We start from the raw sequence: 24,005 nt of genomic DNA, 5'->3' as shown, positions 1-24,005 counted from the left end.
GGACGGCGCACGCCCGACGGATGGCGGGACGGTACGGAGCCCTCTGTCGCGTCCGCCTGGGCCCACCACCAGATTTTCATCACGTCCGGAACAAACATCGACACGGTGCCACCCCTGGTGACGCGCCCCGGGAGCCATCGTGAGCCACTTCTATCTGAGCCACGTCCGCACTGTCGACGAGGAGTGGGTCGCGTCGTTCTTCCATGACCTCTGCCGGGTCGTCGGTGAGCGCACCGGGCGCCCCCCGGAGGCTGTGGGTGTACGCGGGGAGCCGCAGTCGGCGGACGTGTCGGTGGATCTGCTCGGCCGCTCCACGGTCCTGGTCGCGCTGCACTCACCGAGGTACTTCAGTCAGACGTACTGCCTGGCCGAGTGGTCCTACTTCCAGCGGCGCCTCAACGTGCACCGGTCCAGGACCGGCCGCAGCGTCGACGCGGTCATCCCGGTCATGTGGGAACCCGATCCCGCGTACCCACTGGACGCCGTCGCGCCGTATCCGCTCCTGCGCGTCCGGTCGGAGGCGTACCAGCGGGACGGACTGCTGCATCTGTTGCGACTGAAGGCGCGTTACCGGTCGGCGTACGACGAGGTGTTGAAGGCGGTCGCCGACCGGATCGTGGCGGCCGCGGAGCAGCTTCCCGAGGTGCACGGATTCGACGCGGCCGGCACGCACGCGCCCGTCGGCGCGCCCGCCCCGGCCGGCGTCCAGTCCGTCAGTTTCGTCATGGCGTCCACGGGCGAGCAGGAAGCACCCGAAGAGCGGCACTCGCGCCAGTACTACGGAAAGACGGCCCTGCAGTGGTCCCCCTATGCCCCGGGGGAACACGAGGCGCTGGTCTCCCTGGTCAAGAACACCGCCACCGCGCTGGACCTCACCGCGACCGTGCTTCCGCTGGACGCGGAGACCGTCGATCGGATCAGCCGGGAGCACGACCCCGAACAGCTCGTCGTGCTGCTTGTGGACGCCTGGGCGGCCATGCTCGGGGAGAAGCACCGGCTCCTGGCCGCCGTCGACGAGCGGAATCCCGAGGCGACCACGGCGCTCGAACCGAGGGCACGGGACGACACCGAGTCGGCCGAACGGGCGGTCACCCTCGACGAGCTCCTGGACCGCACACTGCCCCTGATGCGCGGCCGGCACAGCGAGTACGAGCGCTGGGGGCTGCCGGACGCGGAGAGCTTCACGTCTTCCCTGCGCAAAGTGCTCGTCCGCCTGCAGAACGAGGCGCTCAAGTCATCAGTGGAAGCCGTCCCGCCGCAGGCGACGTCGGCCGACGGCCCGCATACGTTTCCCCTGCTCGGAAGGTACTCGTCATGACGTTCGACTCGGGTGACGCCGGCACCCGCGAGTCCGGCACCATCGTCACGTTCTACTCGTTCAAGGGTGGGACGGGCCGCACCATGGCCCTGGCGAACGTGGCGTGGATCCTGGCCAGCAACGGCAAGCGGGTGCTCGCCATGGACTGGGACCTGGAGGCGCCGGGTCTGCACCGCTACTTCGCGCCCTTCCTCGGCGATCCGGAGCTCGACTCCACCCCGGGCGTCATCGACCTCATCCGCGGCTTCGACATGGCCAGGCCCCGGCCGGCCGGCGGCGACTACAGCCAGCAGGCCAGGGTGGAGCGGTTCGCCTCCACCCTGGCCCTGAGCTTCGACAGCGGCGGCTACGTCGACTTCATCTCGCCGGGACGCAAGACCCCCGAGTACTCCGAGATGATCAACACCTACGACTGGAAGGGCTTCTACGAGCAGCGCGACGGCGCGGCCTTCCTGCGCGCCCTGCGCGAGGACATGCGGCGCAACTACGACTACGCCCTGATCGACAGCCGTACGGGCTGGAGTGACACCTCGGGCATCACCACGGTGCTCATGCCGGACGTCCTGGTGAACTGCTTCACGCTGAACACCCAGTCCGTGGACGGCAGCGCCAGTGTGGCCGCGGACGTTCGGCGGGCCGCTCCCCGCGTTCGGATCTTCCCCGTGCCCATGCGGGTGGAGGACGCCGAGCAGGAGAAGCTCGCGGTGAGCCGGGGCCATGCCCGGCAGCGCTTCCAGGAGTTCCTGAAGGACACACCGCGGGCGGCCGACCCGGACGCCTACTGGGGCGCGGTGGAGATCCCCTACAAACCGTTCTTCGCCTACGAGGAGGTCCTGGCCACCGTCGCGGACACGCCTCGGCAGCCCGCCTCCCTTCTGGGTGCCTACGAACGTCTCACGTCGGTGATCACGGACGGGCAGGTAACGGCCCTTCAGCCGGTCAAGGAGCCGGTACGCCGGCAGTTGCTCGCCCGTTTCCAGCGGGTCCCGGTGCCGGGAGGCCGCCTGGTGCCGCGGGTGCGGATCGACTTCGCGCTGCGCGACGGCGCCTGGGCCGAGTGGCTCGCGGCCCAGCTCCAGTCCGCCGGGATCGGCGTGACGCTGCGCGGAAGCAGTCCGTCGGTGCCGCTGTCCAGCGGCCCGGCGGACGGGGCCGACGTGGTCATCGCGCTGCTCTCGCCCGACTTCTCCGCCACACCGGTCGCCGACGAGGTGCGCGCACTTGTCGCGACCCCCGACGGGCCCAAGATCATCGGGCTGCGGACCCGCGAACATCAACCGGAGGCGGCGCTGCGCGGGCTGCCGGGATTCACTCTGGTGGACGCATCGGAGGAACAGGCCCTCAGCAAGGTTTTCACCCTGCTCGAACTCGACGGAGCCGCCTCTGCGCCTGTGGCCGACGGCATCACCTATCCGGGCCTGGTGCCCAGGATTTTCAACGTCCCGCGCCGCAACAACACCTTCATCGGGCGCGACGTGCAGCTGGACCGGCTGCGCACCGAGCTGAGCGCCGAGACGCTACGGCGGGACACACCGGTGGGCAGGGTGTTTCTGTATGGTTTGGGTGGAATTGGTAAGACTCAGATCGCACAGGAATACGTCCACCGTTACGGGTCGCAGTATGACCTTGTGCACTGGATCCCGGCCGAACAGCCCAACCGGATCCCGCAGCTCCTCGCGGAAATCGGACTTGAGCTGGGCGTTCCCGGTGACACGGTGGACGAACGCGTCCAGGCGACCATGAACGCGCTGAAGAGTGGCGAGCACGGTCGTTGGCTGTTGGTCTTCGACAACGTGACCGATGGCCAGGACACGGACGGTGAGGGCCAGACCAGGGACCAGGGAGACACGACAGTGGAGCGGTACCTTCCCGCCGAGGGACCGGGGCACGTCATCCTCACTGCCCGGCGATCCCCGCACGAGGAGGACGAGGCCGCCATGGAGGTCGACTCCTTCAACAGGTCCGAAAGCGTCGCCCTGTTGCGCCGAAGGGTGGAGGGCCTGTCGGCGGAGGATGCCGACCGGATCGCCGAAACGCTCGGCGACTTCCCGATGGCGATGGAGCTGGCGGCGGCCTGGCTGCGGCAGACGGCGATGCCCCTCGACACTTACCTCGACCTGGTCAACAGCCGGGTTGGCACGGTCCTGGGTGAGGCGGGTGGCAGCGGAGACAGCCAACGGGAGTCCCTCTTCGCGGTCTGGCGGCTGACCGTCGACCGGCTCGCCAGTGAAAGGCCCGCGGCGGTACGGCTCCTCGAACTCTGTTCTTTCCTCTCTCCTGAGCCGATCGCCCAGTCGCTCCTTTACAGCGATGCCATGCGAACACGGCTGGCCGCGGAGACCGGGGACCAACCGATGCTCGACGCCATGGTGATGGGATACCTGATCCGTGACCTCGGGCGGTACGCGTTGGCCACCGTGGACCAGCAGAACGGCTCCATCCAGATCCACCGGCTGGTCCAGGCCGCGGTGCGTGGATGGCTGGCGGAGGATCCCGAGCGCGAGGAGCGAACGCGGCGTCAGGCGCATCTCGTGCTGGCGGGAGCGCTGCCCTCGGAAGCCCTGGAGGAGGACCATCCGACGGTCCGGCAGCGGTTTGCGGAGCTGCTGCCCCATCTGGAGCCCTCCCAGGCGTTGCTCAATACCGACGCACGTGTATGTGAATGGGTCATCCGTCAGGTCCGCAACCAGTGGCGGATCGGAGACCACCGCGCCGCCGCAGCACTGGGTCGGAAGGCGCTGGACACCTGGCAGGTCTCGCTGGGCGTGGACCACCCCCTGAAGCTGCGACTGGCCGCCCAGGTGGCCAACCCGCTGCGTTCCCTCGGCCGGTTCGAGGAAGCCCACGCGTTGGACGCCGACACACTGCAGCGACAGCGTGAGCAACTCGGCGAGGACGACGGTTACACGCTGATGACGGCCCGCAACTACGGCGCCGACCTGCGCAGCCTCGGCCGCTACCAGGAGGCCTACGACGTGGACAGCCGGACGTACGAGCTCTATGTGAACAGCCCGCACTTCGGCCCCGACCACGAGAACACGCTCCGCGCCGCAAACGGTCTTGGCGTCTCGCTGGTGCTGTCCGGCAATCCCTCCCAAGCTCTGGAGCGTGCGACCGAGACCTATCAGCGGTCCCGGCAGGCGCTGGGGCTGCAGCGCAAGCTCACCTGGACCCCGTTCGCGACCAACGTGGCACTGGACCGCAGGGAGACGGGTGACTACCAGGGCTCCCTCGACTTGCTCTTCGAGATCCGTAAACGGCTCGTCAACCTTTCGTCGAGTGACGAGAAGGTGGACGACGTGCTGCGCACGGACGCGTCCCTGGCAGTGACCCAGCGCCGCATGGGCAATTACGCCGAGGCGGAGGCCCTGACGCGCTCCACCCTGAACGTCTACCGGCAGCGGTACGGCGAGGGGCACCCCGACACCATGTCGTGCACCGCCAACCTCGCCTGCGACCTCCTCGCCCTGTCCTATCTGGACCCGGTCCGCGGTTCGGAGGCCGTCGACCTCGGGAAGCAGAACTTCGAGCGTTACCGTGAGCGCCTCGGCCGGGAGCACCCCTTCACCCTGGCGGCCGCGTCCAACCTGGTCGCCATCCTCAGGAGTCGGGAGGAGACCGAGCGTGCCATGGAACTCGCCGACGAGACACTCCCGCTCCTCGTCGAGCGCCTCGGCGCCACCCACCCCGCCACCGTCGCCTGCCGGGCCAACCGGGCCGGCGTGCTGTCCGCGCTGGGCCGGCACGAGGAGGCGCTGGCCGAGGACCAGGAGGCCCGCGAGGCCTACCGTGCCCTCTATCGCAACCACCACCCCCGCGTGCTGTGCGCGGACTACAACGTCGCCCTCGACCGCACCCTGATGGGCGACGACGAGGGCCCGGTGGAGCTCGGCAGGGCGACCCAGGCCGCCGAGCGGGAATTCGGCCCCGACCACCCCACGGTCCGGATGATGACCGACCGCAAGCGCATCGACTTCGACCTGGAGATGCCTCCGACCTGATCCGATGCCCGAACAGCAGCCGCCCCGGTCCCGCGCCGGGGCGGTCAGTTGCTCAGGGACGTTCCGTACTTGCGTACGAACCGCCGCACCGTGCGGTTCATCTCCTCCTCCCGCCAGGCGGACAGGCCGTCCAGCCGGGTGTGCGCGCCGGTCGCGCCGAGGAGTTCGCCGTCCACCACGAAGAGGAAGAGCAGGCCCACCGGGTACGCCGCGTCGAGCGCTCTGACCAGGTCCGGGTCCGGGGCGTGCGGAACGATCACGACCAGCGGGCCGAAGTCCTGCTCGTGCTCGCGCAGCATCTCCTCGTCCTCGATGTCGAACTCCATGCGCAGTTCCTCCCCGATGTGCTCCACCAGGTCCCCCAGCACCCCGGCGCCCGCGCTGAGCGTGATGACCAGGTGGTCCCAGGGCAGCGGCTGTTCGCTGGCCCGGTGGACGTACCGGCGTGCCGTCTCCGTGGACCGCGCGGGCAGCACCGCGACCCGCGGGGAGCCGTTGCCGGCCACCCCGCGGATACGGTCCGCCTCCAGCGCGGGCACCCGGGCGTGGGTCACGCTCAGCTGGATCAGTTCGCGTGAGGCGTCCGGACCGGACAGGGGCAGCAGTTCGGTGAGGGCGGCGCGCAGCGGGTCGGCCTCGGGCTCGCTCGGCCGTTCCGCCAGCAGGCCCGAGGCGAGCCGGTGGCGCATCAGCAGGGACAGCATCTCGACCGGGACCCCCAACAGCGCGCCGGCCCGGCTCAGGCTCTCCGCGTCCACCTCACGCAGATGGTGCACGACCCGGTGGTGCACCTTGGCACCGCTCAACTCGGCGCGCATCAGCTCCAGTTGGGGCCGTATGACGCGGCGTACGGAAGCGAGGTCGTCGCCGCCCGGCCACTCCACCAGCTGGCGTCTGTTCGGATTGAGGGATCCGAGGCCGCTCTTCTCCAGCGCTTCGAGGGTCACCTCCGGCAGCATCAGCAGGATCACCGGGAAGCCGTCGTGGCGGTTGCGCAGTTCCGCCATGGCCAGTTCGTTCTGCACGTGCTCGGATCGCAGGGCGTGGCTGGAGACGATCAGCAGCATGCCGTGCGCGCTGCCCATGCCGTCGGATATGGCCTCCATCCAGTCCTGTCCCGGCACCAGGGACTCCCGGTCCACCACGATGGGTTCGCAGCCCTCCTGGTACAGCAGTTCCTCCATGGCGCGGCGGGCCGGCCAGCAACTGCAGGTGCAGTCGAGGGGTTCGCTGCGGCTGAGGAAGACGTGAGGGGCGGGCATGGGACTCCTCGTACGGGACCGGGTCGGGTCAGTGGGCGGGCGGGGCGAAGGGGTCCGTGTCCTCCGGTGGTGGATGGGCGTTCGTGCGGACGCGGAACCAGCGGGTGCGGCCGGGGCCCAGGCCGACGGTGAACGCGCCGTCGGGGGACGGCCGCAGGACCGCCGGTGCGTCGGGTGGGGGATCGGGGACGTCCCGGGCGATCTCCGTCAGCTCGGTCCGTTCGGTGGTGTCCGGCAGCGAGATCCGGGCGGTGACCGGCTCGTCGGCCGTGCTGGTCAGGCACAGGACGCTCTGCCCGGCGTGGTCGCGGCGGACGGCGGTCACCGCCTCGGTGCCGGTGGGCATCGACTCGACCGTGCCGTGGCGCAGGGCTAGTTGGGCGGCGCGGGCCGCGAGGAGGGGACGTAACCCCGGGGCGGTCAGGGACGAGGCCGGGATCTCGTGGCAGCCCGGGAGGGCCAGGAGGAGACAGGTGCGGGGGCTCGGCGGGGCGTCCGGGAGGGTCCAGGTGCCGTACGAGGTGGGCGGTGTGGTCGGGGGCGGGCCGAGGGTGAGGTGGGCGGTGCCCAGGGCGGGGTCGGGGGTGCCCTCCGTGACGAGCGCCGATTCCGGGTAGGCGTCCAGGAGATGGCGCAGGCGGGTGAGGAGGGGGGCCGGCCAGCGGTCGGCTTCGCGGAGCCTGAGTCCGTCGACCGGTTCCTCCAGAAGGTCGTAGGCCCGCCTGAGCAGCTCGCCGTGAGCCAAGTCCCCGCGTGGGGGCGCCACTTCGGCCAGCACGCGCAGCCCCTCCTGCCGGGCCCGGGCCAGCAGCGCGGTGAACTCCTCCGAGCCGGGCGGGAGGGAGGCGGGCAGGCAGAGGTGCCCGATGCCCCAGCGGCGGATCCCGGCCGGGAGGGTCGGGTTGCGCGCGGGCAGGACCACTCCGAGGCTCTCCCGGAGCCAGCCGGGGGCCGCCGGGTGGGGTGGCGGCGGCAGCGGTCCCGGGGTGAGCAGATGGGTCCGGCCGTTCTCCGCGCGGATCTCCACCTCGCCGCCGTGCCCCGACAGCAGGAGCAGGTCGCCGGTCGCCGGATGGACCTCCCGTACCCGGAAGGGCACGGGCGCCGCCGTGACCGCGCCGCCCCCGGGCCAGTCCAGGCGCAGCAGCCGGTCACCGCCGTCCGCGGCGACGACCAGCCCCGCCTCCGCGAGCAACGCCAGAGAGATGGCGGGCGCCGGCAGCGTGCCCAGCACGGTGACGGCAGCGGCCGGGCCGCCCTCCGCCGTCCCGTGCACCCGCCCGTCCGCCGTGGCCCACACCACCGCCCCGGACCGGGGGTCTCCGCTCAGCGCGGTGACCTCCGGGCCCGGCAGCCACCGCACGGTCCTCGTCTCCAGGGGCGCGGTCAGATGGTGGACCGTCACACCGCCCTCGGCGTCCGCCGCGGCGACCAGGCCGGCGCGCACCGAGCACCACAGCCGCAGCACCGGCGCCGGATGCGGCAGCGTGCCCAGGATCCGGCCGGGGTCCCCGTCGTCGACGAGGAGCACCTCGTTCCCCCTGGCCAGGCACAGCACTTCCCGCTCGGCCGTCCGGGACCAGCCCACCGCCGCTGGCCGCACCGCCAGTGGATGCAGGACGGCGTCGGCGGTCCCGTCGACCGCCGTCGTCACCACGTGCAGCCCCTTGTCGCCGACCACCGCCGTGGCAGGGGGCCCCGCGTCCGCGACCGCGAGCAGGTGCGGCTCGGCCGGCAGATCGACCGAGAGGACGGACTCGCCGTCGTCGAGGCGCAGGACGGTACGGCCGTCCGCTGTCGTCGCCAGGGCCGCCCGGTGGCCGGCCCGGGCACACAGCAGCGTGCCGCCCAGTTCCGCCTGTGCGGCCAGCACGGTTCCGTCCGCGCGGGCCTCGGCGGCCACGCCCACGCCGAGGGTGGTGTGCTCGCCGTCGTACAGGTCCAGGTCGTGCCAGGCGGCCCCCGGCAGCGCGCCGCGCAGCCGCAGCCGCACCCGGCCCGCCCCGCTCGCGCCGAGGACCACGGCGTCGCGCTCCGGGGGGCGGCTCAGGGTGAGGCCGTCCGGCTCGGCCCGGACGCCGATGTCCACCTCGGTGTGGACCAGCGTCCGTACCGTCCGTATCTCCTCGGCGTCGGCCCGGCTCACCAGGCCCGGCGGCGGCTCCATGCCCAGCCGCTCCGCCGCCATCACCCGCAGCCGCCAGGCCGGCAGCGACTCCCGTACCGCCTCCGGCAGCCGGGGCAGGAAGTGCAGGATCCAGCGACTGGCCTCGGCGGCGGCGGTGCCCTCGGCGAGCACCTGCCGGAAGAGGGGGGTGAGGGTGCGTTCGACCTCGGCCTCGGCGGGCGGCGGGCCGATGGTCGCCGTCCACAGCAGTTCCTCGAAACCGCGCACGAGGGGTGGTGCGCAGCGATGCGCCGAGAGGGTGAAGTCGCGGACCGAGCCGAGCAGATGGGGGTCGTGGACATACAGCTCCCGCCGCAGCGCCGCGCTCACCTCCGGGTACAGCACCAGGGCGCGGCTGTCGGCGGCCTCCACCAGCGGCGAGAAGGAGAGCCTGGCCTCCAGACCGGTGGCGCTGTCCGGGGCGAACCGGAGCCGGGCGCCGCGCAGGAAGTACGGCTCCGCCTGCGCGGCCAGGCACAGCGAGCGGGCCAGCCGCACCACGTCGGGCTGATGCCGGCGCTGCTCCGCGATCAGCCGGAAGGCGCCACTGCGTTCGGGCGCCGCCGTCATCGGGGCCGCCCCGCCCGGCGCGGATCCTGGCGGGCCGCCGTCTGGGCGAACCGTACGGACACCCGGCGGTCCAGCGGGACCAGAGCCACCGTCCGTCGCACGGCCGCCGGGTACTCCTCCGCCGGGTAGGGGGTGAGACAGACGACGGAGGTGCCCGCCTCGCGCAGCCGCCGCAGATACGGCAGCCAGCCGGCCGGCGAGGAGTGGTGCCGGCCGGGCAGGGGTGGCTGCAGGTGTCCGAGGTCGGACAGCAGGATCACCGGCTGCCCGTGCGGCGGCACCGGGTGGGGGTCCCAGGTACGGCCCCGGTCACGGCTGACGCCCCGGATGATGCGCAGGTCCAGCACGCGCAGCCCGCCCGGTGGCAGGATCCGGGCCGCGAGCCGAGCAGCCCACTCCTGGTCGTGCCGGAAGGGGCGCATCGACTCACCGCGGTCGATCAGCAGCAGCGCCCCGGCACGGGTCGTGGGCCGGCTCCGGTAGGGCACCCGCTGCCGGGCGACCCGGCCGCCCGCGAGACCCCGTACGACGAGGTCCACGAGCCGGACGTGGTCGACGGCCCGTCCCGTCCGGTAAGTGCTGGCCACCGCGAGGAAGATCGCCCGCTCGGTCTGCGGGTTCCACGGCGAGGCGGGCAGCGGTGGGGCCGTGGCCCAGGGCACGTCGAACGCCTCGGTGTGGCCGAGCAGCGTCTCGGCGTCGTCGTCCCCGGGGTCGGGCGCGACGCCCTCGCGCCAAAGCTCTCGTCCCGCCACCGCGTCCGGTGCCGGCCGGGCGGCGCGGACCAGGAGCAGCGAACCGCCGGTGGGCGGGCGGGTGTCCGGTTCGGGGAGCCGTCCCGGCCCACTCGCGGACCCCAGGCCGCGACCGGGCCGCGAGGGCGCGGTGCCTGCCGTGGCATCGGGCTTGTCCGTCCGGCCCGGCGGGTCGCTGGTGCGGGCCGGCGTACCGTCGCCGCCGCGCGGTGGCCGTGGTGGGGGCGCCGCGGCTCGGCCCCGGCCGGCGGGCGCGCCATCCGGGGGCGTATTCCCCGCGGACGGGGTACGGCTCGCGGAGGGCAGCGTGAGGCCCATGGCCCTGGCCAGCATGGTCATGCCGGCCGGATCGGACACCCCCAGGACGCGGGCCGCGCGCAGCAGATCCCCCAGATGGGCCGGGCCCGGGCTCATGCGTAGGCGGAGGTGTCGGGCGTGCCCTTCACCATGGCGAGGTCCGCGACGGCCCGCCACTCCGGGGAGTCGGCCGTCAGGGCCATCTGGTGGCAGGCCCGCAGCGTGTCCAGGAACTCGGCGGTGCTCGCCGCCGGCCGCGCCGCCACCGACTCGCTCTCGAACATCTCGGCCAACTCCAGGGTGAGCGCCTCGTCGTAGTCGTCCCCCATGTGCAACCGGGCGACCTTCAGAAGGTGTTCGCGGTCCGGCGACTCCAGCTTCAGCAGGATGCAGCGGCGCAGGAAGGCGGCGGACAGCTCCCGCTCCTCGTTGCTCGTGATCACCACCAGCGGCGCTCCCGCGCTCTCGGCCGCCGTCACCATCCGCCGGTCCGGGCCCATGAAGCGGAGGTTGTTGAGCGGATCGAGCAGGGCGTCGGGGACATCGGGGTCGGCCTTGTCGATCTCGTCGATCAGGACCACCGCGGGCCGGTCGCGCAGGGCGGGCGGGCAGTGTTCGTCCATGGCCGGGTCGAGCGCCTTCCACAGCGGGCCCGGCCGGACGTAGGACCGTGAACCGGCGCCCTTGAGCCGGCCCAGCGTGGCGTCGTTGAGCTGGCGGAACGCCTCCTCGCGCCAGAGCAGGTCGTGCGGTTCGGTGCGGGCGGTGACCACTTCGGCGTAGTAGCGCAGCCCCATCAGCCGGGCCACGTTCGGCGCCAGGGTCGACTTGCCCGAGCCGGGCGGGCCGAGCACCAGTAAGGGACGGCCGGACGCCAGGGCGACGTTGACGGCCAGGACGGTCCGGTCGTCGAAGAGGTACACCTGGTCGTCGAGGCGGGCCGTGTCGCGCGGTGGTACGCGGGTGACCTCCGCGGGTCGCACCGACTCCCCGGCCGGGTCGAAAAGCTTGATCAAGCCTACTGTCCCCCTTGTCGGACCATATGACAGACGTCGGACCAGGTGTCGGCCAGACGTCGAATCATGTGTCGGATCACCTGCCGGACACATGGCGGATCACTTCTCGCATTACTTCTCGGATCACATGTCGGCGCAGATCTCCGGCCTACCCCGTTGCTCTCTTCCCCACGGCAGGCGCGGCCAGTACTCCGACGACCAATCTGTCCGGCCTCGCGGATGGGTGACGAAGCGTCAGCTCACTGACCGGTGGCGTATCCGCACCTCCGGGAAGCCGGTGGGCGCCGTCGGCTCGGGCGCGGGCGCGCGCCGAACACCCGTCGTCACGTCCACCCGGCTCAGCCAGGGCGCCCGGCGCAGGCCCTCCGGCAACGGCAGGTCCGGCCACGGGTCGATGTCGAGGAACATGACCGGTGAGGACTCGAGCGCGGTCAGATCCAGCAGGTTCGGGCAGCGCAGTATCCGTACCGACCGCAGCGACCGGCACCCGGTCAGTGCGGGCAGGGCGACGAGCTCCGGGTCGTCGGTGAGGACCAGTGAGCGCAGCCCGGGCAGCCGTGGCAGCACCTCGGCCAGTCCGTCGACCCGGCCCGAGCAGCACAGTTCGGGCACGGGGGTGCCGGCCCGCAGCAGCGCGCGCACCTGAGCGGACGACCGGACGCGCACCCGCCGCTCCGCGGGCCGGGGGCGGGGGCCGAGGGCGGAGAGCCGCCTCGGCGACCGTCCCGGCGGCGCCAGCACACTGCGGGCGGTGCCCTGGTCCGACTCGGCGGCCCGCAACTCGTCCAGGAGCTCGTGGAGTTCGGGGGAGGGCTGGCTGCCGAGCAGTTCGTCGGGGCTCGTGCCCGGCGCGTGGGCCAGGTGGTGGGCTGCCAGGAAGGTCCTGACCTCGGGACCCGGGAAGGCCACGGTGTCCGGGCCGGGGCGGAACACCACGCCCGCCCGGTCCGCGAGGGCGGCCAGCAGCCGCTCGGGGGAGGCCGCGTCGGAGGCGCCGGGGTCGCGCAGCGCGGTCAGCGCGGTCCGCAGCGGGATCCGCGAGGCGTCCACGCCGAGCGTGGCGACCGCCAGCCGGCCGGAGGCCGCCCGCAGGACACTGTCGGGCACCTGGCGCGCGGCGAGGCCGGGCACGGCCGGGTCGGACGAGCCGGCCGGTTCCTCCGGAGCCCGCCGCCACGCCGCCGAGACACCGGCCCGCAGCAGCCGGTGCCGGGCGACCGGCATCGGCCGCCCGGTCCGGCGCACCGCCCGCAGCAGCGCCGGGACGGCGGCCGGGCGGCGGGCGACGCCGACGAGCAGTGGATCGGTGGCGAACCGGTCGGTGAGGAGCGCCCGGGCCTGCCGGTCCTCGGGAGTCGCCGTCGTGAGGGAGGCGAGCAGGGTGTGGACGCCGTTGGGGGACAGGGGCCGCAGCCCGACGACCCGGAAGGCGTCCCCGAGGCGGGCCCAGGGCACCCCGGTGCCGTTCGTGGCGATGACACACGGCGCCTGGGGGTGGGCGTCGAGCAGGCGCAGCAGGTGGTCCCACACGGCTGCGCGGTTGCCCTCGGGCACCGCGTCCAGGTCGTCCACGGCCAGGAAGGCCCGCCCGGACCGCAGTTGCCGGGCCACCCAGCCCGCCGGTTCCTGCGGGGCGGCCAGCGGGGCGAGCGTGGGCACCATGCCGTCCAGCCGGGGCAGCGCCCCCGAGCGCGCCGACAGCACGAGCGGTGTCCGGCAGCCCCAGGGCGCCCGTCCCGCACCCGCCGGTCCCCGTCCCGGGTCGTCCAGCGCCTGTGCGGCGAGCCGCGCCAGCTCGGTGCTGTGGCCGGCCCCCGTGGGACCGACGAGCAGGATGCGCCGCCCCAGCTCCGGCAGCAGCTCCGCGGGGACGTCACGGTCCGGCTCCGGCGCGCCCCGGCCGGCGCGGACGCCGAGGGTGCGGGCCACCGGCATCGCGGGCAGGGCCGGTGCCACCTCCTTGCGGAACTGCTCGGTGAAGGACCCGTCGTCGGCCGCCAGGGCGTCGGGCGCGTTCCCGGCGGAGCGGTCGTCCAGCACGGGCGCCGGGGCCGAGCCCGCGGCCATCGCCGTCATACGGGCCACGATCCCGTCCAGGACGCGGTCCAGCGCCGCGCGGTAGCGCGGGGCCTGCATGGTCATCAGGGCCAGCCCCAGCGAGCGATACTCGGGCGGCTGGCCCGCGGAGAAGGTGTCGGCCGTGGCGACCGGTCCCGGCAGCCGCCGTTCGACCGGCTCCCAGACCAGGGGCAGCGCCGGCTGCGGCGCGGTCCCGGTCCTGGCCTGTCCCAGATTGCGCCGCAGCGCCAGCACCGCCCAGTCGTGATGGGCCGGGCCCTCGTTGAAGTACGCCGGGCTGCACAGCGCCAGCACGACGTCCGCGCTCTCGACGCCGTACGTCCTGCTCTGCTCGGCCGGGGAGGCGGGCGGCGGGACGATGCGGTCGAAGACCGGTCCGCCCGTGGCGTCCAGACGCCGTCTCAGCTCGTCCAGGAATCTCGCGACCCAGGCCTCGTCCCTGCCGCGCACGTAGCTGACGGCATAGCGGTACACGGGCACCATCTCATCCCCCGGTATGTGGCTTGCGTACCTGAATCCAGTTTCTCACGAGCCCGGGGGACCGGCCGTGGCAGAATCCCCGCCATCAACTCGTAACCATTCAGGCTTTATTGGCGAATTGTCAGGTAACATGCCCAACGTGCCGGTCGGGGAGCAGTCCCTGGGAAAGAAGCAGGCGAACCTGCTCACTGCCATCATGCGGGGGGTGCCTGTCCTGGGACGCGGCAAGGACTTCCACGCCCTGACCGACGGGGACATCCGCGGCGCGCTGGCCAGACTTCCCGCGGGCACCGACGTGTCGCAGGCGGGCGAGCTCAACCGGCTGCGCCCCCGCCTGCTGGACGCGGTCATCGGGGCCCGGACCCGGCAGGCGTGCTACCTCAGGGGGCTGCCCAGCCACGGCCTGGAGCCGCTGCTGCGGACCGTCGGTGAGGCCGTCCGCGCCCCGCTGGTCCTGCGCGTGGTGTACGGCGCCAGTACCGAGGTTCCGCTGCGGGCGCTGAGCTATGTCCTGCCGGCCGTCCGGATGGCGGCCCGGCTGGCCGCGGCCGGGCACCGGGCCCTCCATCTCCAGGTCGTGCTCGCGGGATCCCTCGGCTGTCCCATCAACGGCCTGACCGAGTCCGCGGTGGCCGAGGAGAGCGGGTTGCTCGCCCGGTGCCTCGACCGGCTCCTGGCACTGCTGATCCCGCACCGCTACGGGATCTACGGCACCCAGACCCCGGCCGGTGTCCTGGCCGCGCTGGAGGACCTGGTGCGCACCCTCACCCCGCAGAAGCGGGCGCGCGTCCTGGAGCGGCTCGGCGGCAAGGGGGGCGCGACCGCGGCGGAGCAGACCCTGCTGTACGCGGCCGCCCACGTCCTGGTGCACGACCGCGCCGCCGTCCCGCTGGTGCTGGAGCGGGGCACTGCCGTCCCGTCCGACGCCAGGGTGATCGACATCGGCGGCCTTCAGGAGCGTCACTTCCACGACGTACGACGACTGTTCGCATCCGGGGCGGCGCAGGGGCCCGGGGCGCTGGTGCTGTCCCGGCACGCGGTGCCGCCGTACACCATGGCGCGGGGCGGGGACGTCGGACTGCGGGAGTTCCTGGACGGCGGCTGGCCGTGCGAAACGCCGGCCGAGGCCGCCCGCCGCGACTTGGACCTGCTGTGGGACGAGTTGCTGCCGAGCGACCTGCGCCGAGTCGTCGACGTCCGGCAGGAAGCCCTGCGATGACGCCCTCTCCCGATCCCCTCGGCCGTGCGGAACTGGTCGTCCATTGGCGCGAGTTGGGAATCCGCCCCGGTGACACCCTGCTCGTGCACGCCTCCCTGCGCGCGCTCGGGCCGGTGCGCGGGGGAGCAGGGGCCGTCGCCGACTCCCTGCTGGACGTGCTCGGGGCGGACGGCACCCTCGTCGTCTACACGCAGACCCCCGACAACACCGACCCGTCCCGCTGGCCCGTCACCCGCGGCTATGCCGTGCCGGCCAGTGAGTGGCCGCGGCTGCGTGCCTCCCTGCCGGCCTTCGACCCCGCCCGGACGCCGAGCTTCGGGGTCGGTGTCCTGCCCGAGGAGGTGCGCACCCGTCCGGCGGCGCTGCGCAGCGGCCATCCGCAGAGTTCGTTCGCCGCGCTCGGACCCGCCGCCGCGCGGATCACCGCCGGGCACGCGCTGGACTGCCACCTCGGCGAGGACTCCCCGCTGGCCCGGCTGGAGGAGCTGGAGGCGCGGATCCTGTTGCTGGGCGTGGACTACTCCGTCTGTACGGCCTTCCATCTGGCGGAATACCGCGTGCCGGGCCAGACCACGCGCGACTACGGCTGCGCGGTGGCCGACGGTCCGGGAGGCCGCCGCTGGCACCAGTACCGGGACCTGGACTTCGACGCCTCGGTCTTCCCGGACCTGGGCGCCTCCTACGAGGCGCTGCCGGAGCGGCCGGTGACCCGGGGCCGCGTGGGCGACGCCGACTGCCGACTGCTCGCCCTGGCCCCCGCGGTGGCGTACGCGGCGAAGTGGCTGACCGCCCGACGAGCGAGCACACCGGACGAGACATACCCGAGGGGGTAAAGGCGGTCAGTCGACCACGGGGGGCAGTGGACCATGGGCGGGTCATTGCACCATGGGCGCTGGGGTGACACGGTCGGGTGACCGCGGTGACCGCGATCGCTGGGGTCGGTGCTGGCACCGGATCGCGCCCATTGGGTCGACGCGGGCGCGGAGCACGGCCGCCGCGGTGAAGGCTCAGTGGTTTCCGGGTCCTGGGGTGATGCCGTCGGCGGACTGCGATCACTGGGGGCGATGGGCACCGGATCATGCCCATTGGGTCGGCGCGGGCGCGGAGCACGGCCGCCGCGGTGAACGCTCAGCGGATTCCGGGCACTGGGGTGAACGCGTCAGCGGATCGCGACGACCGGGGTGACACCGTCGTCGGCTCACGCCCGCTGGGGTCGACGCGGGCAGCGGCTCACGCCCGCTGGGGTCGACGCGGGCAGCGGATCACGCCCGCTGGGGTCGACGCGGGCAGCGGATCACGCCCGCCGGGGGCCACGCGGTGACCGGATCATGCCCGCCGGGGTCCACGCGGCCACCGGATCATGCCCGCCGGCGTCCCCGCCGTCAGCGGATCACCACCACCGGGACGCCGATCGTTGCGAACTGCCACATCGCGTCGCCGTCCGGGCGGGACTCGCGGATGCCGCCCGTGCGTACGTCCGTGTCGGCCCCCGATCTCGGCACCCCGACCGCCGCGCTGAAGCCGATGGCCACGCCGTCCACGGCGGTGAAGCGGACGACGTGCTCGATGGGGGTGCCGTCGGTGCCGGTGATCGAGTTGGAGCGGGAGGTGACCGGGTAGGTGCCGGGGAACGGGGCGAGGCTGCCCGGGGTCACCGTGAACGTACGGAGCACCCGCTCGCGCGCGCCGACGAGCCACACCCGGCCGGCGTCCACCGAGTACACCACCCGTTCACCCGTACCGGTCCCGGCGGGCAGGGCGGCGGGGTTCGGGTCGACGCGGGGTGCCTGGGAGGCCGACGCCGAGGCCGTGGCCTGCGGCTTGCTGAAGCTCGCCGGGACGGTCGCGGAGGCCTGGTAGGCGAGGAAGGAGACCGTCGCCAGGGCCGCCGCGGTGAGCCCGAACACGAATCCGGAGCTGCCCTTTGCCACCGTCACCCACCTGACCGATCGTCTCGCCCGCCGTACTTGCGGCGACCGTAGCAGCCACGGCCCGCTCCACCCGGGCGGCGATGCCGAGCCCCAAACCGCCGTACGCTGTTTGCGTGCTCTTGCTCGCTCTGGATACCGCCACTCCCGCCGTGACCGTCGCGCTGCACGACGGGACGGATGTCATCGCCTCGTCCAGTCAGGTCGACGCGCGCCGGCACGGGGAGCTGCTGCTGCCCTCCGTCGACCGGGTGCTCGCCGAGGCCGGGCTCCGGCTCGACGCCGTGACCGGTGTCGTCGTGGGGATCGGGCCCGGCCCGTACACCGGGCTGCGCGTCGGCCTCATGACCGCGGACACCTTCGGGCTCGCCCTCGGCGTGCCCGTGCACGGGGTGTGCACGCTGGACGGGCTGGCGTACGCGGCCGACATCGAGAGCGGCCCCTTCGTCGTGGCGACCGACGCCCGCCGCAAGGAGGTCTACTGGGCGCGCTACGCGGACTCCCGCACCCGGCTGACCGACCCGGCCGTCGACCGGCCCGCCGACATCGCCGACCAGGTGGCAGGGCTGCCGGCGGTCGGCGCGGGCGCGCTGCTGTACCCGGACACCTTCCCCGACGCGCACGCACCGGAGAACGTGTCGGCGGCGGCACTGGCCGCGCTGGCCGCCGAGCGGCTGGCCAAGGGGGAGGAGCTGCCGCCGCCCCGGCCGCTGTACCTGCGCCGGCCTGACGCCCAGGTGCCCAAGAACTACAAGGTGGTCACCCCCAAGTGACCCACGCCGTGACTCCTCGACTGCGCGAGATGCGCTGGTGGGACATCGATCCCGTGCTGGAGCTGGAGAAGGAGCTGTTTCCCGAGGACACCTGGTCCCGGGGCATGTTCTGGTCCGAGCTCGCCCACGCCCGCGGCCCCGAGGCGACGCGGCGCTACGTGCTCGCCGAGACCGACGACCGGATCGTCGGCTACGCGGGCCTCGCCGCCTCCGGGGACCTTGCCGACATCCAGACCATCGCCGTCGCCCGCGACCACTGGGGCACGGGCCTCGGCGGCCGCCTGCTCGCCGAGCTGCTCCGCGCCGCCACCGCCTTCGAGTGCGGTGAGGTGATGCTGGAGTGCCGGATCGACAACATCCGCGCCCAGAAGCTGTACGAGCGCTTCGGCTTCGAGGCCATCGGCTTCCGGCGCGGCTACTACCAGCCGGGCAACGTGGACGCCCTGGTCATGCGGCTCACCGACCCATCAACCTCCGTACAAGGAACCGAGATCCATGGCTGACGAACCCCTCGTCCTCGGTATCGAGACCTCCTGCGACGAGACCGGCGTCGGCATCGTCCGCGGCACCACCCTGCTGGCCGACGCGGTCGCCTCCAGCGTCGACGAGCACGCCCGCTTCGGCGGTGTCGTCCCGGAGGTCGCCTCGCGCGCGCACCTCGAGGCGATGGTGCCGACGATCAACCGCGCGCTGAAGGACGCAGGGGTGAGCGCGAGCGACCTGGACGGCATCGCGGTCACCGCCGGCCCCGGCCTCGCGGGCGCCCTGCTGGTGGGCGTCTCGGCGGCGAAGGCGTACGCCTACGCGCTCGGCAAGCCCCTCTACGGCGTCAACCACCTCGCCTCGCACATCTGCGTGGACCAGCTGGAGCACGGCGCGCTGCCCGAGCCGACCATGGCGCTGCTGGTGTCCGGAGGCCACAGCTCGCTGCTGCTGTCCAGCGACATCACCTCGGACGTACGGCCGCTGGGCGCGACCATCGACGACGCGGCCGGCGAGGCCTTCGACAAGATCGCCCGGGTGCTGGACCTCGGGTTCCCGGGTGGTCCGGTCATCGACCGGTACGCACGCGAGGGAGATCCGGAGGCGATCGCGTTCCCGCGCGGCCTGACCGGCCCGCGCGACCCGGCGTACGACTTCTCCTTCTCCGGCCTGAAGACGGCGGTCGCCCGCTGGATCGAGGCGAAGCGGGCGGCGGGGGAGGAGGTGCCGGTGCGTGACGTGGCGGCCTCCTTCCAGGAGGCGGTCGTGGACGTGCTGACCCGCAAGGCGGTACGGGCCTGCAAGGACGAGGGCGTCGATCATCTGATGATCGGCGGTGGCGTGGCCGCGAACTCGCGGCTGCGGGCGCTGGCGCAGGAGCGGTGCGAGGCGGCCGGGATCCGGCTGCGGGTGCCGCGGCCGAAGCTGTGCACGGACAACGGGGCGATGGTCGCCGCGCTCGGCGCCGAGATGGTCGCGCGGGGGCGTGCGGCCTCCGGCTGGGACCTGTCCGCGGACTCCTCCCTGCCGGTCACGGACCCGCACGTCCCGGGGCACGACCACGTCCACGAGGTCAGCAAGGAGAACCTCTACTCGTGACCGTCGCCCTGATGTGGGAGGCCCGGGCGGCCGAGGGCCGCGGCGAGGAACTGCTGACCTGGGCACGGGCGCAGCAGCTGCCGGCCCGGCCGGTACGCCGGGAAACCTTCCGGGCCCCTCAGGATCGCGTCCTCGTCATCACCTGGTGGGACGCGCCCTACGATGCCGACCTGCCCGAACTCCCCGAGCCAGGCGGGGAGTTGGTCATGCGGGCGGTGCACCGGTGGCGGTTCGAGTCGGTGCCGGAGCGGTGAACGGGGTGTAGGAGAGCCTCTGTGGCCCGTGCCGGTCGTGCTCCCGCCACAGCAGTCGGCCGTGCCCGCGCTCCCAGTGCGCGGCCACGGCGGCCTTTGCCAGCCAGTCCAGCGTCGGCAGCAGCGGCAGCAGAGGGATCAGCGGACCCCCCACGAGGGCGAAGACCGAGGCCGTCACCACGAAGGCCACGAAGATCAGGAGCGGGAAACGGCCGCGCTGACGGCCCGGTTCCCCGCCCGGTTCCCGGCCCGTCACCGGCACCGCCGCCTCGAAGCGCCGCACTTCGCCCACCCACCTGAGCCGCGACCCCCGCAGCAGCGTCACCAGCAGCAGGTAGCCGAGCGCGAGGACGGCGACCAGCCACACCCGGTCCGCCCGCACCGGTGGACTCCCGTGCACTCCGACGGCCACCACCACCCCGACGGCCGTGGCGGCCAGCAGCGCCAGCGCCGTCCCCAACTCCTGGCGCACGTACCTGACCATCGCGCCCCCCCGTGTCCGCGGCGCGGGGAGTCACCCCGCCCCCGCCACCTCCGTCTCGCACCGCAGCCGCCGGTCGGCGCCGAGTGTCCTCACCGGTCCCGTGAGGAGCAGGTGCGCCGAGTGCCGTACGTCCGTGCTCGATGCCGCCAACCGTAGTTCCAGCGCGCCCGGTTCGACCACCCTGGCGCCGGAACGGTCGGTGAACGCCGACAGGTCCGCGTGGAAGCGGAAGGTGACCCGGGCGGCCTCGCCCGGCTCCAGCTCCAGTCGCCGGTAACCGATCAGGCGTACGTCCGGACGCGTCACGCTCGCCACCGGGTCGTGCAGGTACAGCTGTACGACCTCCGCGCCCGCTCGGTCGCCGGTGTTGCGGACGGTGACCGAGACGTCGTACGAGCCGTCCGTGCCGATCTCCGTCCCCGTGGAGTCCGACTCCCACGTGAACGTCGTGTACGAGCGGCCGTGGCCGAAGGGGTACAGCGGGGTCGGGTCGAGGTTGCTGACCTCGCCGGCCAGGCCGAGCGGGGGCTGGAGGTAGGTCCAGGGCTGGCCGCCGGGCACCCGGGGGACGCTCACCGGAAGGCGGCCCGAGGGGTTGACGCGGCCCGACAGCACGCCCCCCACCGCCGGGCCGCCCTCCTCCCCCGGGAAGAACGCCTGGACGACCGCGCCCAGGCGTCCGTGCCAGCGGCCCAGCGCGTACGGGCGGCCGGTCAGGAGGACGAGGACGACGGGGACGCCCGTCGACACCAGGGCGTCCAGCAAGTCGCCCTGCACCCCGGGCAGTCGCAGGTCGGTCACGTCGCAGCCCTCGCCCGAGGTGCCCCGCCCGAACAGGCCCGCCCGGTCGCCGAGGACCGCCACGCACACGTCCGCCTCGGCCGTCCGGGCCACCGCCTCCTCGAAGCCGCCCGTGTCGGGGTCGTCGACGCCACAGCCCTCCGCGAACGTGACCTTGGCGTCGGGGAGTTCGGCCCGCAGCGCCTGGAGGACCGTGGGGATCTCGATGCCCATCGGCACCTCGGGGTGGTGCGTGAGGACGTGCGAGGGGAAGGAGTAGCAGCCCAGCATCGCGAGGGCGTCCGCGGCGCGCGGGCCGACCACCGCGATACGGGTGTCGGGGGCCAGCGGGAGGAGCCCGTCGGGGTTGTCGAGGAGGACCACCGACTCCTCGGCCAGCCGGCGCGCGAGCGCGCGGTTCGCCGACGAGTCCAGGTCGATGCGCTCGGCCGGCTCCGGGGTCCAGTCCTCGTCCAGCAGGCCCAGCTCGCACTTCTGCAGCAGGACCCGGCGGGCCGCCCGGTCGATCAGGGACTCGGGGACCTCGCCCGCTCGTACCGCCTCGACGAGCGGTGTGCCGTAGCACTTCAGGGTGGGCAGCTCGACGTCGAGGCCCGCCGCGAGCGCCGCGTGGGCCGCCTCCGCCTCGGAGCCCGCGACCCGGTGCTGGGTCTGCAGGAAGCCGACGCCGAAGTAGTCGGCGACCACCGTGCCCGTGAAGCCCCACCGCTCACGCAGCAGCTCGGTCAGCAGACCCGGGTCCGCCGAGGCCGGGATGCCGTCCGTGTCGTTGTACGCGGCCATCACCGACCGCGCCCCGGCCTCCCGCAGCGCCATCTCGAAGGGCGGCAGCGTGATGTCCGCGAACTCCCGCACGCCCGCCCGCACGGGCGCGAGGTTGCGGGCACCGGCCGAGGAGGCGTACCCGGCGAAGTGCTTGAGCGTGGAGACGATCCCGGCCGACTCCAGGCCCCGCACATAGGCGGTGCCGATGGTGCCGACCAGGTACGGGTCCTCGCCGATGGTCTCCTCGACGCGGCCCCATCGCGGATCCCGTACGACGTCCAGGACCGGGGCGAGTCCCTGGTGGACGCCCACCGAGCGCAGGTCGCGGCCGATGGCGGCGGCCATCTCCTCGACGAGGGCGGGGTCGAAGCTCGCGCCCCAGGCGAGCGGCACCGGGTAGGCGGTGGCCCGCCAGGTGGTGAAGCCTGCCAGGCACTCCTCGTGCGCGAGGGCGGGGATGCCGAAGCGGCCCGCCTCCGCGATACGGCGCTGGGCGCGGGCCAGCGCCTGCGCGCCCAGCGCCGGGTCCACGGGGGCGGTGCCGAAGGGGCGGGTGAGCTGGCCGAGGCCGTGGGTGATCAGCTCGTCCCAGTCGTAGTCGGCGCTCATCTCGCGCTGCAGCGGGGCGACTCCGTCGCCGTCGGTGTCGGCGCCCACCCACACGCCGTAGAGCTGGGCGGTCTTCTCCTCCAGGGTCATCCGGGAGAGGAGGTCGTCGACGCGGGAGGCGGCGGGCAGGGCGGGGTCACGCCAAGGCGCGGTGGTCATGAAACTCCTGCTCTGGTCGAGTCGGGACGGGCCCTCTCACGAATGTTTCGCTATTCATCTCGAATGTTCCGGGAACCTAGGCCGGTCGCAAGGGTTCGTCAAGAGGGGGCGCAGGGATACGATCGCCGCCATGACGCCTCCGGAGCCCGTTGAAACGCGGACGACAACCCCGACGACAGGCCGGTCCCAGCAGACCGCGACGCTCGCCGAGATCGCCCGCGAGGCCGGCGTGTCCGCGCCGACAGTTTCGAAGGTCCTCAACGGCCGCGCCGACGTGGCCCCGGCCACCCGCACCCGGGTGGAGGAGCTGCTGCGCGCGCACGGTTACCGGCGCCGCAGGGCCGAGGCGAGCCGCTCCCCGCTCATCGACCTGGTCTTCCACGAGCTGGAGAGCGCCTGGGCGATGGAGGTCATCCGGGGCGTGGAGAACGTGGCCCGGGACACCGGGCTGAGCGTGGTGCTGAGCGAGAGCGCGGGGCGGCTGACACCGGGGAGGACCTGGGCGGACCAGGTCGCCGCCCGCAGGCCGCACGGGGTGATCCTGGTGCTCTCGGGCCTGGACGAGTCCCAGCGGGCCCTGCTGACCAGCCGTTCCATCCCCTTCGTGGTGATGGACCCGGCCGGCGACCCGGGCGTGGACGTGCCCTCCATCGGTGCGACCAACTGGCAGGGCGGTCTCGCCGCCACCCGGCACCTCGTCGAACTCGGCCACACGCGCATCGGTGCCATCACGGGCCCCTCCCGCATGATGTGCAGTCGCGCCCGGGTCGACGGCTACCGGGCCGCCCTGGAGACCGCCGGGCTCCCCGTCGACCCCTCGCTCGTCGCGTCCGGCGACTTCCACCACGACACCGGCTACCGCCAGGGGCTGGAGCTGCTGCGCCGCCCCGACCGCCCGACCGCGGTCTTCGCCCTCAACGACCTGCAGGCGCTCGGCCTGTACGAGGCCGCCCGCGAACTCGGCCTGCGCATCCCGGAGGACCTGAGCGTGGTCGGCTTCGACGATCTGCCGGTCGCCCGCTGGGTGGGGCCGCCGCTGACGACCGTACGGCAGCCGCTGACGGAGATGGCCGAGGCGGCGGCCAAGCTGGTGCTGGACCTGGGCCGGGAGGACCAGGCGCCGGTGGCCACCCGGGTCGAGCTGGCCACGAGCCTGGTGGTGCGCAGCAGCACGGCACCGCCGCCCAGTGGTGTCTGACGGGGCGCCACTGTTGCAGGTTGGCCGGAAGTGGCGGTATTGACAGGCGGTGCGCCCACGCCCACACTCCCGCGAAGCCAATCGGTAACCCACCCGAAACTTTCGAAGGCCCGCTGACGCGCTGCCACTCGTCCGGAACTGCCGAAACCCCAGCAACCCGGTGTCTGCGGTCACCCTGGGCTGACGGGTCTCTGAGAAGCGTGAGATTTTCCGTAGAAAACCGCTTCGTGGGGTCGCTGCTAACAACCTCCTAATAATTCGGACTTACGTTCCTGTCTGTGACGGGACT

17 protein-coding genes are annotated in these 24,005 nt (G+C 73.1%); 9 read left to right on the top strand and 8 right to left on the bottom strand.

Annotated features, from left to right (window positions below):
* Window positions 1–139 precede the first annotated feature (139 nt).
* Window positions 140–1,318, top strand: a complete 1,179-nt coding sequence (gene fsxC / locus ACWCQ1_RS34875) for an FxsC protein (RefSeq protein WP_358593211.1) — start codon at window positions 140–142, stop codon at window positions 1,316–1,318.
* A complete protein-coding gene (gene fxsT, locus ACWCQ1_RS34870; RefSeq protein ID WP_133043253.1) occupies window positions 1,315–5,319 on the top strand; it encodes an FxSxx-COOH system tetratricopeptide repeat protein in 4,005 nt (1,334 codons plus the stop codon). Before fsxC ends, fxsT begins: the two co-directional genes overlap by 4 nt.
* A 44-nt stretch (window positions 5,320–5,363) precedes the next feature.
* Here fxsT and ACWCQ1_RS34865 read toward each other — a convergent pair whose 3' ends face one another.
* The 5 genes from ACWCQ1_RS34865 to ACWCQ1_RS34845 all read right to left on the bottom strand — a co-directional run bounded on the left by ACWCQ1_RS34865 (window position 5,364) and on the right by ACWCQ1_RS34845 (window position 13,948).
* Complete coding sequence (locus ACWCQ1_RS34865) at window positions 5,364–6,581, bottom strand: toll/interleukin-1 receptor domain-containing protein (protein ID WP_358593212.1); 1,218 nt, start codon at window positions 6,579–6,581, stop codon at window positions 5,364–5,366.
* A 28-nt stretch (window positions 6,582–6,609) separates the two neighbouring features.
* Window positions 6,610–9,318 carry a hypothetical protein gene (locus tag ACWCQ1_RS34860; RefSeq protein ID WP_358593213.1) on the bottom strand — a complete coding sequence of 903 codons (2,709 nt, stop codon included), beginning with the start codon at window positions 9,316–9,318 and terminating at the stop codon, window positions 6,610–6,612.
* Window positions 9,315–10,487: a hypothetical protein gene (locus ACWCQ1_RS34855; RefSeq protein WP_451028186.1), complete on the bottom strand. Its 1,173-nt coding sequence runs from the start codon at window positions 10,485–10,487 to the stop codon at window positions 9,315–9,317. The genes ACWCQ1_RS34860 and ACWCQ1_RS34855 overlap by 4 nt, the downstream gene beginning before the upstream one ends.
* On the bottom strand, window positions 10,484–11,386 hold the full coding sequence (locus tag ACWCQ1_RS34850) for an AAA family ATPase (protein ID WP_133043249.1): 903 nt from the start codon (window positions 11,384–11,386) through the stop codon (window positions 10,484–10,486). The genes ACWCQ1_RS34855 and ACWCQ1_RS34850 overlap by 4 nt, the downstream gene beginning before the upstream one ends.
* Window positions 11,387–11,620: 234 nt before the next feature.
* Complete coding sequence (locus ACWCQ1_RS34845; protein ID WP_358593215.1) at window positions 11,621–13,948, bottom strand: large ATP-binding protein; 2,328 nt, start codon at window positions 13,946–13,948, stop codon at window positions 11,621–11,623.
* Between the two features lie 127 nt (window positions 13,949–14,075).
* On the opposite strand from ACWCQ1_RS34845, the gene ACWCQ1_RS34840 reads away from it, so the two are divergent.
* Window positions 14,076–15,164, top strand: a complete 1,089-nt coding sequence (locus tag ACWCQ1_RS34840; protein ID WP_358593216.1) for a hypothetical protein — start codon at window positions 14,076–14,078, stop codon at window positions 15,162–15,164.
* Window positions 15,161–15,997: an aminoglycoside N(3)-acetyltransferase gene (locus tag ACWCQ1_RS34835; protein ID WP_451028185.1), complete on the top strand. Its 837-nt coding sequence runs from the start codon at window positions 15,161–15,163 to the stop codon at window positions 15,995–15,997. Before ACWCQ1_RS34840 ends, ACWCQ1_RS34835 begins: the two co-directional genes overlap by 4 nt.
* A gap of 549 nt (window positions 15,998–16,546) precedes the next feature.
* On the opposite strand, the gene ACWCQ1_RS34830 is transcribed toward ACWCQ1_RS34835, so the two are convergent.
* On the bottom strand, window positions 16,547–17,095 hold the full coding sequence (locus ACWCQ1_RS34830; RefSeq protein ID WP_358593218.1) for a hypothetical protein: 549 nt from the start codon (window positions 17,093–17,095) through the stop codon (window positions 16,547–16,549).
* A gap of 113 nt (window positions 17,096–17,208) precedes the next feature.
* On the opposite strand from ACWCQ1_RS34830, the gene tsaB reads away from it, so the two are divergent.
* From tsaB to ACWCQ1_RS34810, 4 genes are read left to right on the top strand one after another with little or no spacing between them, the layout of a single operon-like run.
* On the top strand, window positions 17,209–17,865 hold the full coding sequence (gene tsaB / locus ACWCQ1_RS34825; RefSeq protein WP_358593219.1) for a tRNA (adenosine(37)-N6)-threonylcarbamoyltransferase complex dimerization subunit type 1 TsaB: 657 nt from the start codon (window positions 17,209–17,211) through the stop codon (window positions 17,863–17,865).
* Window positions 17,862–18,368, top strand: coding sequence for a ribosomal protein S18-alanine N-acetyltransferase (gene rimI, locus ACWCQ1_RS34820; protein ID WP_358593220.1), 507 nt, complete (start codon window positions 17,862–17,864; stop codon window positions 18,366–18,368). Before tsaB ends, rimI begins: the two co-directional genes overlap by 4 nt.
* Entirely contained in the window at window positions 18,361–19,446 is a 1,086-nt protein-coding gene (gene tsaD, locus ACWCQ1_RS34815; RefSeq protein WP_358593221.1) for a tRNA (adenosine(37)-N6)-threonylcarbamoyltransferase complex transferase subunit TsaD, read from the top strand. The genes rimI and tsaD overlap by 8 nt, the downstream gene beginning before the upstream one ends.
* A complete protein-coding gene (locus ACWCQ1_RS34810; RefSeq protein WP_133043242.1) occupies window positions 19,443–19,700 on the top strand; it encodes a hypothetical protein in 258 nt (85 codons plus the stop codon). The genes tsaD and ACWCQ1_RS34810 overlap by 4 nt, the downstream gene beginning before the upstream one ends.
* On the opposite strand, the gene ACWCQ1_RS34805 is transcribed toward ACWCQ1_RS34810, so the two are convergent.
* Together ACWCQ1_RS34805 and ACWCQ1_RS34800 are read right to left on the bottom strand one after the other, a co-directional pair.
* Window positions 19,651–20,184: a hypothetical protein gene (locus ACWCQ1_RS34805; RefSeq protein WP_451028184.1), complete on the bottom strand. Its 534-nt coding sequence runs from the start codon at window positions 20,182–20,184 to the stop codon at window positions 19,651–19,653. The genes ACWCQ1_RS34810 and ACWCQ1_RS34805 overlap by 50 nt on opposite strands.
* A 30-nt stretch (window positions 20,185–20,214) precedes the next feature.
* Window positions 20,215–22,518 carry a beta-xylosidase/alpha-l-arabinosidase gene (locus ACWCQ1_RS34800; protein ID WP_358593223.1) on the bottom strand — a complete coding sequence of 768 codons (2,304 nt, stop codon included), beginning with the start codon at window positions 22,516–22,518 and terminating at the stop codon, window positions 20,215–20,217.
* A gap of 130 nt (window positions 22,519–22,648) precedes the next feature.
* On the opposite strand from ACWCQ1_RS34800, the gene ACWCQ1_RS34795 reads away from it, so the two are divergent.
* On the top strand, window positions 22,649–23,716 hold the full coding sequence (locus ACWCQ1_RS34795) for a LacI family DNA-binding transcriptional regulator (protein ID WP_451028183.1): 1,068 nt from the start codon (window positions 22,649–22,651) through the stop codon (window positions 23,714–23,716).
* Window positions 23,717–24,005 lie beyond the last annotated feature (289 nt).

This window comes from Streptomyces sp. NPDC002144, assembly GCF_053593695.1.
Note: the sequence above shows the minus strand (reverse complement) of the source record. Positions and strands in the feature narration are given on the sequence as shown.

What these genes read in the sequence shown, in the direction of transcription:
- fxsT (WP_133043253.1), top strand. Translation starts at nt 1,315, where the DNA reads ATGACGTTCGACTCGGGTGACGCCGGCACCCGCGAGTCCGGCACCATC.
- ACWCQ1_RS34865 (WP_358593212.1), bottom strand. Translation starts at nt 6,581, where the DNA reads ATGCCCGCCCCTCACGTCTTCCTCAGCCGCAGCGAACCCCTCGACTGC.
- ACWCQ1_RS34860 (WP_358593213.1), bottom strand. Translation starts at nt 9,318, where the DNA reads ATGACGGCGGCGCCCGAACGCAGTGGCGCCTTCCGGCTGATCGCGGAG.
- ACWCQ1_RS34855 (WP_451028186.1), bottom strand. Translation starts at nt 10,487, where the DNA reads ATGAGCCCGGGCCCGGCCCATCTGGGGGATCTGCTGCGCGCGGCCCGC.
- ACWCQ1_RS34845 (WP_358593215.1), bottom strand. Translation starts at nt 13,948, where the DNA reads ATGGTGCCCGTGTACCGCTATGCCGTCAGCTACGTGCGCGGCAGGGAC.
- ACWCQ1_RS34840 (WP_358593216.1), top strand. Translation starts at nt 14,076, where the DNA reads ATGCCCAACGTGCCGGTCGGGGAGCAGTCCCTGGGAAAGAAGCAGGCG.
- ACWCQ1_RS34835 (WP_451028185.1), top strand. Translation starts at nt 15,161, where the DNA reads ATGACGCCCTCTCCCGATCCCCTCGGCCGTGCGGAACTGGTCGTCCAT.
- tsaD (WP_358593221.1), top strand. Translation starts at nt 18,361, where the DNA reads ATGGCTGACGAACCCCTCGTCCTCGGTATCGAGACCTCCTGCGACGAG.
- ACWCQ1_RS34805 (WP_451028184.1), bottom strand. Translation starts at nt 20,184, where the DNA reads ATGGTCAGGTACGTGCGCCAGGAGTTGGGGACGGCGCTGGCGCTGCTG.
- ACWCQ1_RS34800 (WP_358593223.1), bottom strand. Translation starts at nt 22,518, where the DNA reads ATGACCACCGCGCCTTGGCGTGACCCCGCCCTGCCCGCCGCCTCCCGC.
- ACWCQ1_RS34795 (WP_451028183.1), top strand. Translation starts at nt 22,649, where the DNA reads ATGACGCCTCCGGAGCCCGTTGAAACGCGGACGACAACCCCGACGACA.